Annotated in this window: 12 protein-coding genes and 1 pseudogene; 7 read left to right on the forward strand and 6 right to left on the reverse strand. The window is 64.4% G+C overall.

Annotation, left to right across the window (positions count from 1 at the left end; genetic code table 11):
• Positions 1-7 precede the first annotated feature (7 nt).
• The gene (locus tag IVA74_RS22940) at positions 8-493 is read left to right on the forward strand and encodes a nucleoside deaminase (protein WP_247348349.1); all 486 of its coding nucleotides are present in this window, start codon (positions 8-10) and stop codon (positions 491-493) included.
• A 135-nt stretch (positions 494-628) separates the two neighbouring features.
• On the opposite strand, the pseudogene IVA74_RS22945 reads toward IVA74_RS22940, so the two are convergent.
• Positions 629-1,739 (reverse strand): annotated as a pseudogene (locus IVA74_RS22945) (hypothetical protein).
• Between the two features lie 572 nt (positions 1,740-2,311).
• Here IVA74_RS22945 and IVA74_RS22950 point away from each other — a divergent pair.
• The 4 genes from IVA74_RS22950 (at position 2,312) to IVA74_RS22965 (ending at position 7,017) form a co-directional block, all read left to right on the forward strand.
• Positions 2,312-3,883 (forward strand): ABC transporter ATP-binding protein, encoded by a 1,572-nt coding sequence (locus IVA74_RS22950; RefSeq protein ID WP_247348352.1) that lies wholly within the window; start codon positions 2,312-2,314, stop codon positions 3,881-3,883.
• Positions 3,867-4,958 (forward strand): ABC transporter permease, encoded by a 1,092-nt coding sequence (locus IVA74_RS22955; RefSeq protein ID WP_247348354.1) that lies wholly within the window; start codon positions 3,867-3,869, stop codon positions 4,956-4,958. Before IVA74_RS22950 ends, IVA74_RS22955 begins: the two co-directional genes overlap by 17 nt.
• Positions 4,945-5,862, forward strand: coding sequence for an ABC transporter permease (locus tag IVA74_RS22960; protein ID WP_247348357.1), 918 nt, complete (start codon positions 4,945-4,947; stop codon positions 5,860-5,862). Before IVA74_RS22955 ends, IVA74_RS22960 begins: the two co-directional genes overlap by 14 nt.
• A 78-nt stretch (positions 5,863-5,940) precedes the next feature.
• Positions 5,941-7,017 carry a BMP family ABC transporter substrate-binding protein gene (locus IVA74_RS22965; protein WP_247348359.1) on the forward strand — a complete coding sequence of 359 codons (1,077 nt, stop codon included), beginning with the start codon at positions 5,941-5,943 and terminating at the stop codon, positions 7,015-7,017.
• A gap of 112 nt (positions 7,018-7,129) precedes the next feature.
• Here the strand turns inward: IVA74_RS22965 and IVA74_RS22970 are convergent, their stop codons facing one another.
• Positions 7,130-8,479, reverse strand: a complete 1,350-nt coding sequence (locus IVA74_RS22970) for an 8-oxoguanine deaminase (RefSeq protein ID WP_247348361.1) — start codon at positions 8,477-8,479, stop codon at positions 7,130-7,132.
• A 150-nt stretch (positions 8,480-8,629) separates the two neighbouring features.
• On the opposite strand from IVA74_RS22970, the gene IVA74_RS22975 reads away from it, so the two are divergent.
• Together IVA74_RS22975 and IVA74_RS22980 are read left to right on the forward strand one after the other, a co-directional pair.
• A complete protein-coding gene (locus tag IVA74_RS22975; RefSeq protein WP_247348362.1) occupies positions 8,630-9,457 on the forward strand; it encodes an FAD binding domain-containing protein in 828 nt (275 codons plus the stop codon).
• Positions 9,454-12,180: a molybdopterin-dependent oxidoreductase gene (locus IVA74_RS22980; RefSeq protein ID WP_247348364.1), complete on the forward strand. Its 2,727-nt coding sequence runs from the start codon at positions 9,454-9,456 to the stop codon at positions 12,178-12,180. The genes IVA74_RS22975 and IVA74_RS22980 overlap by 4 nt, the downstream gene beginning before the upstream one ends.
• Here IVA74_RS22980 and uraD read toward each other — a convergent pair.
• From uraD to IVA74_RS23000, 4 genes are all read right to left on the reverse strand, one after another.
• Positions 12,177-13,064 carry a 2-oxo-4-hydroxy-4-carboxy-5-ureidoimidazoline decarboxylase gene (gene uraD, locus IVA74_RS22985; RefSeq protein ID WP_247348365.1) on the reverse strand — a complete coding sequence of 296 codons (888 nt, stop codon included), beginning with the start codon at positions 13,062-13,064 and terminating at the stop codon, positions 12,177-12,179. The genes IVA74_RS22980 and uraD overlap by 4 nt on opposite strands.
• 8 nt (positions 13,065-13,072) lie before the next feature.
• Positions 13,073-14,008 (reverse strand): allantoinase PuuE, encoded by a 936-nt coding sequence (gene puuE / locus IVA74_RS22990; protein ID WP_247348367.1) that lies wholly within the window; start codon positions 14,006-14,008, stop codon positions 13,073-13,075.
• Positions 14,009-14,422, reverse strand: a complete 414-nt coding sequence (locus IVA74_RS22995; RefSeq protein WP_247348369.1) for a DUF3830 family protein — start codon at positions 14,420-14,422, stop codon at positions 14,009-14,011.
• A gap of 102 nt (positions 14,423-14,524) precedes the next feature.
• A complete protein-coding gene (locus IVA74_RS23000; RefSeq protein ID WP_247348371.1) occupies positions 14,525-14,803 on the reverse strand; it encodes a hypothetical protein in 279 nt (92 codons plus the stop codon).
• Positions 14,804-15,423: the final 620 nt, after the last annotated feature.

The raw sequence follows: 15,423 nt of genomic DNA on the forward strand, positions 1-15,423 counted from the left end.
AAGAGCGATGAGCGGCGCATCCGAGCGCGACGAACACTTCCTCCGCCTTTCGTTTGCGGTCGCCCGCCGTTCCCTCACCCATGGCAACCATCCCTTCGGTTGCATCGTCGTCGATGCCGACGGCAAGGTGCTGATAGAGGCCGAGAACGGCTACATGCCGGATCACGATGGCACCGCGCATGCCGAGCGTCTCGCGGCGACGCAGGCCTGCCGTACGCTCGGCCGCGAGGTGCTGGCGAAGGCCACGCTCTACTCCTCCGCAGAGCCCTGTGCGATGTGCGCCGGCGCGATCTACTGGGTCGGCATCAGCCGTGTGGTCTATGGCCTCAGCGAGCACCGCCTGCGCGGCATCACCGGCGACCATCCGGAGAACCCGACACTCGACCTGCCCTGCCGCGAGGTCTTTGCCAGCGGTCAGCGGCCGACGGAGGTTGTGGGGCCACTGCTCGAAGACGAGGCCGAAGCGCTGCACGACGGCGTGTGGACGAAGTAGGCGGCGCCCGGAGCGGACCTCGCCCCGCGCTCGCGAAGGGCCGCCTGACGGCCACCGGTCCATCCCACAAACGAAGATGACGCCGCTGAGGTTTGACGCGGCGTCATCGTCGTTCAGCCGAAGAGTGTCAGGTGGCTAGAACTTCACAGTGACACCGGAGTAGAGCGAGGACTCGGTGCAGGACCCGGTGCTCACCTTTGCCCCGCCGGCCAGGGTGGTGCAGGCCACGGCGTTGTTGTGATCGAGGCCGAACTTGTTCTGCCAGTAGCGGTAGGCGACCCAGACGTCCACGAAATGCGAATACTTCTCACCCCAGACTGCCTTCGAGGCATCGAGGGTCAGGCGGATCGGCTCGGAGTTGAACTCGACCTTGGTGGGATAGACGCCGTTGGCGACGCTGGCGGGAAGCGGCTCGGTGTCCGTTCCCTTCTTGCCGTACCAGCCGGCGCGGCCGCTGATCGAGAAATACTGCATGTTCGGCGGCAGGAAGCCGAGGTCCATATAGTTAATTGGTCTCGATCGCCCAGGTTGGCTTGAAGGAGGTGTTGCCGTCGACAATACAGGGCGCGGACCAACCGGCGCCGCACTGCGAGAAGGAGTTGTGGTTGGCAAACTCCCAGTACACCAGCGGCGCGACGTTGAAATAGCCCTTGTAGGGAAGGTCGAAGGCGAACTGCAGACCGGCGACGACGTCGCGCTTGGCGGCGCCGAAATACCGGTTCTCCGTATTGGCATCCATGCCAACCTCGAACGAGATGTTGTGCAGCGGTCCTTGCGTGAAGGCCTTGGTGTTGAAGATCTCGTTCCAACCGAAGGTCGAGCGGAAAAGGCCATAGATTTCGGTCGCGCTGGCACAGCTCGCCGGCGTCGCTGCGAAGCCCGCAGCCGGCGAAACGATCACGCCTGTGGCGGTGCAGGGGGCCGCCGGATCGTTGTGGTCCGACTTGAACATCGAGATGGTGAAGAAGTTGGTGCCGTAAGCCCAGGCATCGAAGTGGGTGAAGGAGTAGACCTGCTTCGTCGTCTTGGCGTTGATCACGCCGTTGGTGTTGGTGAACGCACCGGGCTGCGAGGCGTTGAAAATGTAGGAGAAGGTGACGCGGTCGTCGATCACCAGGAAGAACGGGAGGTCCGCCGCCTTCTTGGCAGCCTTGACCGGCAGATCCGCTGCCTGAGCCAGGCCACCGGTAGCGAGCGTGGCAAGTGACAGCGCCCCTGCTGCAATTGCCTTGAAACGAAACGACATCCTGAATACCCCCAAATCTTGGACACGTAAAAATGAGCGTCCCTTGGTGCGACACTTGCGCCGATCTCCCGGAGTGAGAAGCCTCAACTTGTTTCAAGGCATGCCGCTTGTTTGCACAGGAGGCTGCGTTTCACCGGCGGATTTGGAGAGCCAATCTCACCGACACGCGGTCAGGCGAGAGCGGCCATTGCCGGATATTCCCATTTGATTTCGCTTGCCTTTCATGTCGAGCGGACAAGGCAGACACGATGGCCGGGAGCTACTGTCGCGGTGTTCGCAAATGCATACGCGTGATGGCGCGTCTCTGCTCAGGTTCACGTCAAGCCTGCATAGCGGGTTCCGATTTGGTTTGATCCGTCACAAATTTGCAACAGGCGTCACACGCGAGCCGGCACTGCAAAGGCGGTTCGGGAAGCATTTGAGGTCGATCGTCGCCCGGCGAAAGCAGCGGCTCGCCGACACCACCTGCCTGCCGAAGCGTTGAGCAAGGGATGACGCTTTTTCACACCTTACGCGACGGTTCAAACTAGCCCACTATTGAGGCACTTCACCCCGTGCAAGCGCATCAGCGAATGTTGGATCCAACGACTAACGGCCTGCATTCCGGCGAAACCCCGCTCCTCAGGACGATCGGGCTTACCAAGCGCTATGGGGATTTCCTCGCCAACGATGCCATCGACATCGATATCTGGCCGAAAGAGATCCACGCGCTGCTGGGCGAGAACGGCGCCGGCAAGTCGACGCTGGTCAAGGCGATCTACGGGCTGATCCAGCCCAGCGCCGGCGATATTTTCTGGAACGGCAAGCCGGTCGCGCTGACCGGTCCCTCGGAAGCTCGCAGTCGCGGCATCGGCATGGTGTTCCAGCATTTCTCGCTGTTCGACAATCTCACCGTCGCCGAGAACGTCGCGCTCGGCCTCGATGGGAGAGAGTCTTTCAAGGACATCTCGGCACGGCTTGAGCAGGTGTCGAAGACTTATGGTCTGCCGCTCGATCCCAAACGCGAGGTCTGGCAATTGTCGGTCGGCGAACGCCAGCGCATCGAGATTGTCCGCGCGCTGATGCAGGATCCGCAATTCCTGATCCTGGACGAACCCACCGCGGTGCTGACCCCGCAGGAAGCCGACCAGCTCTTCATCGTGCTGGAGCGGCTCAAGGCCGAAGGCCGCGCCATCCTCTACATCAGCCACAAGCTCGAAGAGGTGAAGCGCCTGTGCGACACCGCGACGATCCTGCGCGGCGGCAAGAAGGTCGAGACGTGCAATCCCAGGCTTGAGACCGCCGCTTCGCTCGCGCGCATGATGGTCGGCGGCGAGGTCAAGCAAGTGAAAGCGGCCGCCGGCCGGCAGACCACCGTGCCGCGCCTCGTCGTCAACGACCTCACGCTCGCTCCTGGCGAGGCGCATGGCGTGCGGCTCGAGCATATCTCGTTCGAGCTGAAGGGTGGCGAAATCCTCGGCATTGCCGGAGTCGCGGGCAACGGCCAGGACGAATTGTTCGCTGCACTGTCCGGCGAGCGCTTGTCGAGGGACCCCGGCACGATCGTGATCGAAGGCCTTGCTGCCGGCCACCTCTCGATCACGCAGCGCCGCAAGCTCGGCGCGGCTTTCGTTCCCGAAGAGCGGCTCGGCCACGGCACTGCGCCGCGCATGAAGCTTTCGGAGAACGCGCTGCTCACCGGGCACGCCGCCAGCGGTATGGTCCATCACGGCTTCATCGACACCGCCGCGACGCTGAAGACCGTCGATCGCACGACCGAGACGTTCGACGTCCGCAAGGCCAAACGCGATCCGGAAGCCGCGAGCCTCTCCGGCGGCAATCTGCAAAAGTTCATCGTGGGACGCGAGATCCTGCGCAACCCCGCGGTGCTGGTGGTGAGCCAGCCGACCTGGGGCGTCGACGCCGGCGCTGCCGCCGTCATTCGCCAGGCGTTGCTTGATCTTGCAACCGCCGGCGCCGCCGTGCTCGTCACCAGTCAGGACCTCGACGAGCTCGCGGAAATCGCCGACCGCATCGCCGTGATGTTCCACGGCCATCTGTCCGCCCCGCTCGCCATCAGCGAGGCGACCCGCGAAAAACTCGGGCTGTTGATGGGCGGCAGCACGCTGGAGCCGGAGGAGGCCGTGCATGCAGTTGGTGCTTGAGAAGCGCGCGGAACGCTCCAACACGATCGCACTGATCTCTCCGCTGATCGCGATCGGCCTCACGATCGTGACGATGGTCATCCTGTTCGCGATTCTCGGCAAGAATCCGCTGCTCGCCCTGCACGCCTATTTCATCGCGCCTTTGACCGACAGCTATTCGCTCGAGGAAATCGCGGTGAAGGCGACGCCGCTGGTGATGATCGCGATCGGGCTGTCGCTCTGCTATCTCGCCAATGCCTGGAACATCGGCGCCGAAGGGCAATTCCTGATCGGCGCGGTCGCCGGAAGCTGGATTGCAGTGAAGACGCAAGGCACCGACGCCGGCGTCTGGGTGCTGCCGGTCATGCTTGTGCTCGCCGCCGCAGCGGGCGCGCTCTACGCGCTGATCCCGGCGATCTGCAAGGTGAAGTTCGGCGCCAGCGAAATCCTGACCAGCCTGATGCTGGTCTATGTCGCCGACCTCGTCCTCGACTATCTCGTGCGCGGGCCATGGCGCGATCCGCACGGTTTCAACTTCCCGACTACGGCCGAGTTCGATCCGGTCGCAACGGTGCCGCTGCTGATCGAAGGCGGCCGGCTGCATCTCGGCTCCATCGTCGCGCTGTTGGTCGTCGCGGCGGCGGCCATATTGCTCGGACGCACCATCAAGGGATTCGAGATTCGCGTGGTCGGTGCAGCGCCCCGCGCCGCGCGGTTCGGCGGCTTCAATTCCAATCAGTCGGTCATCCTGACCTTCGCGGTCTCCGGCGCGCTCGCGGGCCTCGCCGGTATCATCGAGGTCGCTGGACCGGTCGGCCATCTCCAGCCCGGTATCTCGCCGGGCTACGGTTTTACCGCGATCATCGTTGCCTTCCTCGGCCGATTGAACCCGCTTGGAATATTAATTGCAGGCCTTTTTCTCGCGTTGACCTTTATCGGCGGCGAGCAGGCACAGATCACAATGAAGATTCCGTTGGACGTCACCAAGGTTTTCCAGGGCATCCTGCTGTTCTACGTGCTCGCCTGCGATTCCCTCATCCTCTACCGCTTCAAGCTGGTTTTCCCGAACCGACAGGTGGCTCGTGGAACTGGTTGAAGCCATCATCCTCGCGGTGCTCGCCGCCTCGACGCCGCTTCTGATCGCGGCGACCGGCGAGCTCGTGACTGAACGATCCGGCGTGCTCAATCTCGGGGTCGAGGGCATGATGATCGTCGGCGCCGCCTGCGGCTTTGCCGGCGCCTGGCTGACCGGTTCGATCTTTATTGGCGCGCTGTTCGGCATCGTCGCCGGCACGATGATGTCGCTGGTCTTCGCGCTGATGGCGCTCGGGCTTGCGGTCAACCAGGTTGCGACGGGTCTCGCACTGACCATCCTCGGCGTCGGTCTGTCCGGCCTGATCGGCGCTGGCTTCGTCGGCGAGCGCATCACGCCGGCAGTGCATCTCTACGTCCCCGGTTTGACCGACATCCCGCTGATCGGCCGCGTGCTGTTCGGCGAGGACGCCTTCATCTATTTCTCGCTGGCGCTGGTCGTCGGCGTCTGGTGGTTCCTGTACCGCACGCGACCGGGCTTGATCCTGCGCGCCTGCGGCGACAACCACGTCTCCGCGCATGCGCTCGGCTATCCCGTGCTGCGCATTCGTACCTTGGCCGTGATGTTCGGCGGCGCCTGCGCCGGACTTGCCGGCGCTTATCTGCCGCTCGCCTATACGCCCTTCTTCATTCCGGGCATGACTGCAGGCCGCGGCTGGATCGCGCTGGCGCTGGTGGTGTTCTCGTCCTGGCGGCCCGGCCGACTCGTGGTCGGCGCCTACCTGTTCGGCGCGGTGACGATCCTGCAACTGCACGCGCAGGGTTGGGGCGTCGGCATTCCCTCGCAGTTCATGTCGGCGCTGCCTTACCTTGCGACCGTCATCGTGCTGGTCCTGCTCTCCCGCGCGCGCACCGGCGGATCGACCGCGCCGGCCGCACTCGGCACCGTGTTCGTGCCTGACCGCTAGCGTTTCATTTCTGCCGCGTGCGCGATGGGGCGCGCACGTTGCGGATCGTGGCTTTCCCCTGATGTTTGGAGATTGATGATGAGGAAATCACTTCTTGCGCTGGCTGCCGGGCTTTTGCTCGCCGGAAGCGTCAGTGCAGCCTCCGCCGCCGATAAGCTGAAAGTCGGCTTTATCTATTTGGGTCCGATCGGAGACCTCGGCTGGACCTATCAGCATGAGCTGGCACGCCAGGCGCTGGTGAAGGAGCTCGGCGACAAGATCGAGACCACCTTTCTGGAAAACGTGCCTGAAGGTCCCGACGCCGAGCGGGCCATCGAGCAGCTCGTCCGCGCCGGCAACAAGCTGATCTTCACGACGTCGTTCGGCTATATGGATCCGACGCTGAAGGTCGCGAAGAAATACCCGAACGTGCATTTCGAGCACTCTACCGGATACAAGCGCAATCCGAACATGTCGACCTACTCGGCCAAATGGTACCAGGGCCGCTATATCCAGGGCCTGATCGCGGCCAAGATGTCGAAGTCCGGCGTGCTCGGCTATATCGGCTCGTTCCCGATTCCGGAGGTCGTCTCCGGCATCAATGCGACGATCCTGGCGGCGCAGACCATCAACTCGAACATCAAGGTGAAGATCATCTGGGCCAACACCTGGTTCGATCCGGGCAAGGAGGCGGACGCTGCCAAGGCGCTGATCGACCAGGGCGCCGATGTCATCATGCAGCACACGGATTCGCCGGCGGCGATGCAGATCGCCAGCGAACGCGGCAAGCTCGCCTTCGGCCAGGATTCCGAGATGATCAAGTTCGGGCCGAAGACCCAGCTGACCTCGATCCTCGACACCTGGGGTCCCTACTACATCGCCCGCGTCAAGGCAGAACTCGACGGCACCTGGAAATCCGAGGACACCTGGGGCGGCCTCGACAGCCACATGTTCGCGATGGCGCCCTACACCAACATGCCCGACGACGTGAAGAAGATCGCCGAGGATGCCCAGGCCGCGATCACCGCGGGCAAGCTGCATCCGTTCAAATGCCCGGTCGTTGGGCAGGACGGCAAGCCGGTCGAGTGCAAGGGCGGCGCAAATCTCGACGACGGCCAGATCCTCGGCATGAATTTCTACGTCAAGGGCATCGACGACAAGCTGCCGGGCAGGTAGCACGCTTCTTGCATTGCCTAAATCACCTGCTCCTCCCGGAGGAGGTTCGGAGGGGGTGGCCAGAAGCACCCGGCACTTGTGGTCGCCCCCTCTTTTTATTTTCGCCGGGATATTATCCCGCCTGCATCGTCCGCGCCGCCGAACTGTGGCGGCGGATGAGGTCAGGGACGTCCAGCCCCGGGATCGCGCCGTCGATCACGGCCCATTTTCCCGCCACCATCACCCGGTCGGTCCGATGCGCCCCGCACAGCACCAGTGCGGCCAGCGGATCGCCGTGGCCGGAGAAGCGCAATTCGTCGAGCCTGAACAACGCGAGATCGGCAGCCTTGCCGACCGCGATCTCGCCGAGTTCCGGCCGGCCCACACACGCCGCCGACCCCTTGGTAGCCCAGCGGAGCGCATCCTTGTGGCTGACCTTCGTCACCCCGTAGCGCGCCCGTTGCAGCAGGAAGGCGGTCCGTACCTCCTGCATCAGGTTCGATCCATCGTTCGAGGCCGAGCCGTCGACACCTATGCCGATGCCGACGCCGGCCTCCTCCATCTCGCAGACAGGGCAGCAGCCGGAGGCCAGAATCTGGTTGCTGCACGCGCAATGGCTGATGGTCGTCTTTGCCTTGCCGAGCCGCTTCATCTCCTCGGCGTTGAAGAAGATGCCATGGGCGAGCCACGTCCGCGCATTGAGCCAGCCGCATTGCTCGAGATAATCGAGCGGACGGCAACCATACATCTCCTGGCAGAATTTGTTCTCGTCCTCGGTCTCGGCGAGATGGGTGTGCAGGCGCACGTCGAGCTTGCCGGCGAGATCGGCGGTGGCGCGCATCAGGGACGTCGTCACCGAGAAGGGCGAGCAAGGTGCGAGCGCGATCTGCACCATCGCATCCGCGCCGCGCTGATGGTGCCTGGCGACCACGCGCGCGCTGTCCGCGAGGATGGTGTCCTCATCCTGCACGACGCTATCGGGCGGCAGGCCGCCGTCGCGCTGCGACAGGTTCATCGAGCCGCGCGTGAGCAGCACCCGCACGCCGAGCCGTCTTGCGACTCCGACTTCGATATCGACGGCGTCTTCGAGTCCCGCCGGAAACACGTAGTGATGATCCGTCGTGGTGGTGCAGCCGGAGAGCAGAAGCTCCGACATCGCCACCGTGACAGCGAGCTCGAGCGCATCCGGCGTCAGCTTCGCCCATACCGGATAGAGCGCCTGGAGCCAGGGAAACAGCTCGCGGTCCATCGCCGCCGGCAGCGCCCGTGTCAGCGTCTGGTAAAAATGGTGATGGGCGTTGATGAGTCCCGGCAGCACGACGTGGTCGCCAGCATCGAACGCCGCAACATCCGCGGTTGCGGGTACACCGCCGGCCGGCACGAGTTCGACGATCCGACCGTCCTTCACCACGACCCCGCGCTCGGCCCCGTCGGCCAGGATAGCCAGGGGATCCCTGATCCAGATCGGCTTTGCATCGCTCATGATCCCGCTCCTCCTCACATCCGTAGACGGCGGCCGCCCCATGCGGAAGCCGCCCGAACGCCTTCCAGCTAGCTACTTGTTGTTGCGACTTGGCTCCGGTCTTGCAAGACTCTGTTGCATGATTCACGGGGCGGAAGCGTTGGCGCAGCCATGGATTTGAATACCATCACGACAGTGGCCCATCCGCAAACGCGCGCCCAGCTGCCGATTTGGACGGCAGGTGATGCTTGGCTCGCAGGCGGCACCTGGCTGTTCTCCGAGCCGCAGGTCCACCTCACTCGGCTCATCGATCTGGCCGACCTGAAATGGCCGGCACTGACCGTCACCGAGAGCCATCTCGGCATCGCCGCCACGTGCACCGTTGCGCAGCTCGATGGACTCGTCTGCCCACCCGGCTGGTTCGCGGCGCCGCTGATCAACCAGTGCTGCCGCGCCTTCCTTGCATCGTTCAAAATCTGGAAGACTGCAACCGTCGGCGGAAATCTCTGCATGTCGCTTCCGGCGGGACCGATGATCTCGCTCACCGCCGCGCTCGACGGGGTCTGCACCATCTGGAAGGCAGACGGAGGCGAACAGAAGATACAAGTCATCGAATTCGTCACCGGCAACCAGCGCAATCGTCTCGCGACAGGGGACCTGCTCCGGCAGATCGATATCCCGATTGCCGCGTTGAAGCGTCGCGCGGCCTTTCGCCAGATCTCGCTGGCGCCGGTCGGCCGCTCGGCGGCGCTTCTGATCGGCAGCCTGGATACCGACGGCACGCTGAAGCTCACGGTCACCGCATCGACGGTCCGACCGATCCAGCTGTCCTTTCCCAAGCTGCCCAACGCGAGCGCGCTCCGCGATGCGATCGAGCAACACATCGCCGACGAGCTTTACCACACCGACATCCACGGCAAGCCGCTCTGGCGCAAGCACATGACACTACGGCTTGCCGAAGAGATCCGTGACGAACTCCTGGGAGCGGCACCATCATGAGCTTGGACGTCAACGGCAAACCGTTCTCGCAAGCACCGCGCGCCGGCCAGTGCCTGCGCACGTTCCTGCGCGAGCTCGGCCATTTCGGCGTGAAGAAGGGCTGCGACGCCGGCGATTGCGGCGCCTGCACCGTGCTGCTCGACGGCGAGCCGGTGCATAGCTGCCTGATCCCGGCCTTCCGCGCCGAGGGGCGCGCCGTCACCACGATCGAAGGTCTCGGCGGGGACAGCGGCGCACATCCGATGCAGCAGGCCTTCCTCGATGCGCAAGGCTTTCAATGCGGCTTCTGCACCGCCGGCATGATCCTGACCTGTGTCTCGCTCAACCAGGCGCAGCGCACCGATCTCGGCGTGGCGCTGAAGGGCAATATCTGCCGCTGCACCGGCTATCGTTCGATTGAGGATGCGCTGCTCGGCAAGTCCAATGTCGATGAGAACATCGACCCCGGCGCCGCATTCGGCCGCAGCCTGCCGGCGCCAGCTGGGCCTGACGTCGTGCGCGGCAAGGCGCGCTACACGTTCGACACGCAGATTGACGGCCTGCTGCATATCAAGCTGCTCCGTTCACCGCACGCCCACGCGAAGATCGTCGCGATCGACAAGTCTGCGGCGCTGAGCATTCCCGGGGTGCACGCGGTGCTGACGCATGAGGATGCGCCTACGGTGCTGATCTCGACCGCGCGGCACGAGAGGGACTGGATGGATCCCGAGGACACCCGGATCCTCGACGATGTTGTCCGCTTCATCGGCCAGAAGGTCGCCGCCGTCGTCGCAGACAGCGAAGCCGCCGCCGAGGATGCTTGCCGCCGACTGAAGGTCGATTACGAGCTTCTGCCTGCGCTGATCGATCCTGAAAAGGCGATGGCGCCGGGTGCACCTGTCATTCATCCTGACCGCACCACCGCGAACCGGGTCGCCGACGCCCGGCGCAACCTCGCCGCGGAGACGCATGGCGAATTCGGCGATGTCGCAGCTGCGCTCGCGACGTCCGCCGTCACTTACGAGGCTACCTTCCACAGTCACCGTGTGCAGCATGCCGCATTGGAGACCCATGGCGGCCTGGCCTGGCTCGATGCTTCGGGCGTGCTCAATGTTCGCACCTCGACGCAGGTGCCGTTCCTGACCCGGCGCGCGCTGTCCGATATCTTCGAGCTTCCCATCGACAAGGTCCGCGTGTTCTGCGAGCGCGTCGGCGGCGGCTTTGGCGGCAAGCAGGAGATGTTCGTCGAGGACATTCTGGCGCTCGCCGTGCTCAAGACCGAGCGGCCGGTGAAGCTGGAGCTCACCCGCGAGGAGCAGTTCATCGCGACCTCGACGCGACATCCGATGCGGGTCCACATCAAGGCCGGTGCGGACGCGGACGGCAGGCTCACCGCGCTCCAGCTCAACGTGCTCTCCAACACCGGCGCCTACGGCAATCACGCCGGCCCCGTGATGTTCCACTCGCTGTCCGAGTCCATCGCCGTCTACAATTGCCCGAACAAGAAGGTCGACGGCTACGCGGTCTACACCAATACGGTGCCGGCAGGCGCGTTCCGCGGTTATGGCTTGCCGCAAACACTGATCGCGACCGAAGCCGCGATCGACGAACTGGCAAGGCAGCTCGGCATCAGCCCCTACGAGATGCGCCGACGCAACGTCGTCAGGTCCGGCGATCCCATGCTGTCGCCGCCACCGTCGGAATTTCACGACGTGCTCTATGGCTCCTACGGGCTCGACCAGTGCCTCGATCTCGTCGAGCGTGCGATGCGGGCCGATGGTCCCCAACCGGACCTGTCGCCGGAGTGGCTGATCGGCGACGGCCTCGCGCTGACCATGATCGACACGGCGCCCCCGGCCGGCCATCTCGCGGATGCCATGGTCGCGCTCAACGACGAGGCCGGCTTCGACCTCACGGTCGGCACCGCCGAGTTCGGCAACGGCACCAGCACCGTGCACCGGCAGATCGCGGCGACAACGCTTGCGACCACCGTCGACCGGATTCGCCTGCGCCAGTCCGACACCGCCCACGGTGGCCACGATACCGGCGCCTATGGCAGCGCCGGCATGTTCGTCGCCGGCAAGGCGACGCATGCGGCAGCCATGCAGCTTGCGACCGAGCTGAAGACGGCCGCCGCCGGCGCATGGCTCTGCGACGTCGGGAGCTGTACGCTCGAAAGCGAGGCCGTTGTCAGGGGCGTGCGGCGCATGGCCTTTGTGGAATTGGCAAAGCTCGCGCGCGAACGCGGCCAGCCTTTCGCCGGCACCGGCAATTCCAGCGGCACGCCGCGTTCGGTCGGCTTCAACGTGCAGGGGTTTCGCGTCGCCGTGAACAAGGGCACCGGCGAGCTCAAAATTCTCAGGAGCGTGCATGCGGCGGATGCCGGTGTCGTCGCCAATCCCATGCAGTGCCGCGGTCAGGTCGAGGGCGGGGTCGCGCAGGCGCTCGGTGCCGCGCTCTACGAGGAGATGGTGATCGACGCGGACGGCCGCGTCACCAACCCGAAATTCCGCGACTACCACCTGCCCTCCTTTGCCGACGTGCCGCGCACCGAGGTTTTCTTCGCCGAGACATCCGACACGGTCGGACCGTTGGGGGCGAAGTCGATGAGCGAGAGCCCGTACAATCCGGTCGCCGCCGCGCTCGGCAACGCGATTGCCGATGCCACCGGCATCCGCTTCACCGCGCCGCCCTTCAAGCCGGACCGGCTGTTTCCGGCGCTGCGCGACAAGTTCGGTAATTAGCTGCCGCGATAGGTCGAATAGCTCCACGGCGTGACCAATAGCGGCACGTGGTAGTGCCCCTCCGGCTCGCTGATCGCGAAGCGCAGCGGAATCTCGTCGAGGAACGGCGGATCGGCGAGCTGCACGTTGCGCTCGGCGTAATATTTGGCCACGCTGAATCGGAGTTCATAGCGGCCGATCGGCAACGGACGACCGCCGATCAGCGGCTGGTCGGTGCGGCCGTCCGCATTGGTGACGGTGCGCGCGATCACGCGGCTCTCGCCGAGCGCGGAGAGTTCAACGAGCTCCACCGGGATGCCCGGCGCGGGCTTGCCGACGTGATTGTCCAATACATGGGTCGACAGCCGGCCATGGACCCTAAGCTTGTCATTGGCTGCGACGAGTTGATCGAGCCGCAACGCCGAGATACGGCCAATCTCCTCGATCGCACGTCGCGTCTCGGTCTTGGCGATATTGCGCAACCGCGTCTCGAAGTCGGCCAGCACGGAATCTTTGGTGTGACGACGCACGCAGACGATATAGGGAATGCCGAACTTGTCACGATAGGCGTTGTTGACACGCTCGAACGCTGCGTATTCGGCCTCTGACAGCCGGTCGAGCCCGGCGCTGTTCTGCTCGTCGGTCGATTCCTCCGTGAGCCCCGCCGCGCGCTGGGTCTTGTTGGCGAGGTCCGGATGCGCCCGGATCAGCGCCAATTGCACGTCGGGCTCGGCACTCTGGATCGCCGCCATCAGCGTGGCGTGCAGCTGGTTGATGCCGGCGAACGGCCGCTTCGCGGCGAGTTGCCCGGCGATCCACGGCGAATATTCGACGACGTTGGCAAGTGCGGCAACGAAACTGGCTTCATCGGCCGCATTGAGATCAGACAGCGAGATCTGCGACATCGCCCCCCTCACCCGATCTCAAATGCGTCGGCCGCAAGATGCGCGTGCTTGTCGTGCCAATGCTGTGCGATCTGCAACCGCGTCGGCACCCAGACGCGCTCGTGCTTGCCGATGTAGTCGAGGAAGCGGATCAGCCCCGCGGCACGGCCGGGTCGGCCGGCGAGTCGACAGTGCAGGCCGACCGACATCATCTTCGGCGCGCTCTCGCCTTCGGCATAGAGTACGTCGAAGGCATCCTTCAGATAGGTGAAGAACTGCACGCCTTCGGCAAAGCCCTGCGGGTTGATGAACCGCATATCGTTGGCGTCAAGCGTATAGGGAATGACGAGTTGCTTGCCGCTCGCGCCCTTGACCCAATAGGGCAGATCGTCGGCGTAGGAGTCGCAGAGATAGAGGAAGCCGCCCTCCTCCATCAACAGACGGTTGGTGTTGTTCGAGGAGCGCCCGGTGTACCAGCCGAGCGGCCGCGATCCAGTCGCCTCGGTGTGGACGCGGATCGCTTCCGCAATCTCCGCGCGCTCCTGCGCCTCGGTCATGTCCTTGTGCTCGATCCACTTCAGGCTGTGGCTGGCGATGTCCCAGCCCGCCTCCTTCATGGCAGCTACGATTTCCGGATTACGCTTCAGCGCGGTAGCGACTCCGAACACGGTGGTCGGCCATTTGCGCTCACTGAACATCCGCCACAGCCGCCAGAAGCCGGCGCGCGAGCCATATTCGAACATCGATTCGATATTGGCGTGGCGCTGGCCGGGCCAAGGCTGCGCGCCGAGCACGTCGGACAAAAAGGCTTCCGAAGCGCGGTCGCCGTGCAGGATGCTGTTCTCGCCGCCCTCTTCGAAATTGACGACGAACTGCACCGCGACCCGCGCATTGCCAGGCCATTGCGGGTGCGGCGGGTTGCGGCCGTAACCGCGGAGATCGCGCGGGTAGCGGGCGTCAGTCACTCAGACTTCCTCGAAGCGGATCGGCAGAGCGCCCTTCCACAGCACGCTCTTGCCAAGCGTTGCCAGATTCTCCAGGCCAGAGGTCAGCGTGATGAAATGATTGCCGGCGAGCTGGCCCATCTTGCTTGCGAAGCTCACGCCGCCATAGGCCATCAGGATCTCGGTCTCGCTGATGCCGCCGGGATAGAGGATGATCTGGCCGGGCGCGGGATAGCTGGTGTGGTTCTCGTAGCCGACCCCGAAATCGAGGTCGCCGAGCGGCATCCACACGCCCTCGCCGCTCCAGCGCACATGGATGATGTGGCTTTCGAACGGCAGCGCCTTGCGGAACGCGGCGACAGTTTTGGGCGCCAGCTGCTCCTCGAAACGGGCATCGAAGGTGAAGTCGCCGGCGCGGATAACGAGTTTGCTCATCTCATCTCTCTGGATCGGGGCGGTGGCCCCCCGGGATACTCTCACGGGGAACTCTTGGGCAAAAAGCATTCCATCGCGCTTCGCGCAAGGGGCGAGGACGCATCACCTGCGGTCGTAGGACCAGCCGAAAACGCCGCTCCGCCGCGTCTCCGGCTCCGGCTCGGCGGCAGGCTGCGGCGCCTCCCTCAGTTCCGCCTGCGGTGGCGGGGGCGGCACCGGCAGATTCTCGCATTTCATCGAGTAGACCAGTTTGCCGTCCGCGGTACGCCCGATCGGCGCGCAGGGGTCCGGATGCGCCGCTGAGGTTTTTGGGGTCAGCTTGACCTGCGCCACGGCCGGCGAGGCGATCAGGAGAAGGACCAGCAGATATCTCGACATCATTGTCGCCTAAAAACCAATTGGCCGCATTGAACCGGATTGCTGCGGGCAAGTCCATCGGCGCCGCGAGCACGATTGCCGAATATTTAGTCGGGACCCGGTGCTCACTCTCATGTCCCGGACAAGCTGCAACGCCTCTTAGCGTTGCGTTGCGGCGCGGAGCCGGGACCCAGAAGCCGCGAATTCTCTGCAGCATGGGCCCCGGCTCTGCAGCGCACCGCAAGGCGCTGCGCGGCGTCCGGGGCACGAGAGCGAAGGGTGCCGCCAGCTCTCTCTCGTCATTCCGAGCGCAGCGAAGCAATCCAGAATCCCTCGGCGGAAAGATTGCGTCGCTTCGCTGCGCTCGGAATGACGGAGCAAGGGGCCGCGCCGCAATTCTCCAACATCCATTTCAATTGCAGACACACCTTCGCATCCTCGCGGCGCATTTCGCCCGAGCTTTGCTTCGTCGCTCCACCCTCTTGTCCAGGAGGGCGCAGGGAAGGCCGGGTGCCGGCTGGCACCCGCGGTCCGCTGCGCGAAAGTGTAGCGCAAGGAAACCGCACAGCAGCATACAGGTGTAGCCAAATCACTCGGCCTTCCCTGCGCAGTGGCTTTACGGCTTATGCCGTGCTCTCCCGGGA

Source organism: Bradyrhizobium sp. 132 (assembly GCF_023074185.1).
In the GTDB taxonomy this organism is placed as follows: Bacteria; Pseudomonadota; Alphaproteobacteria; order Rhizobiales; family Xanthobacteraceae; genus Bradyrhizobium.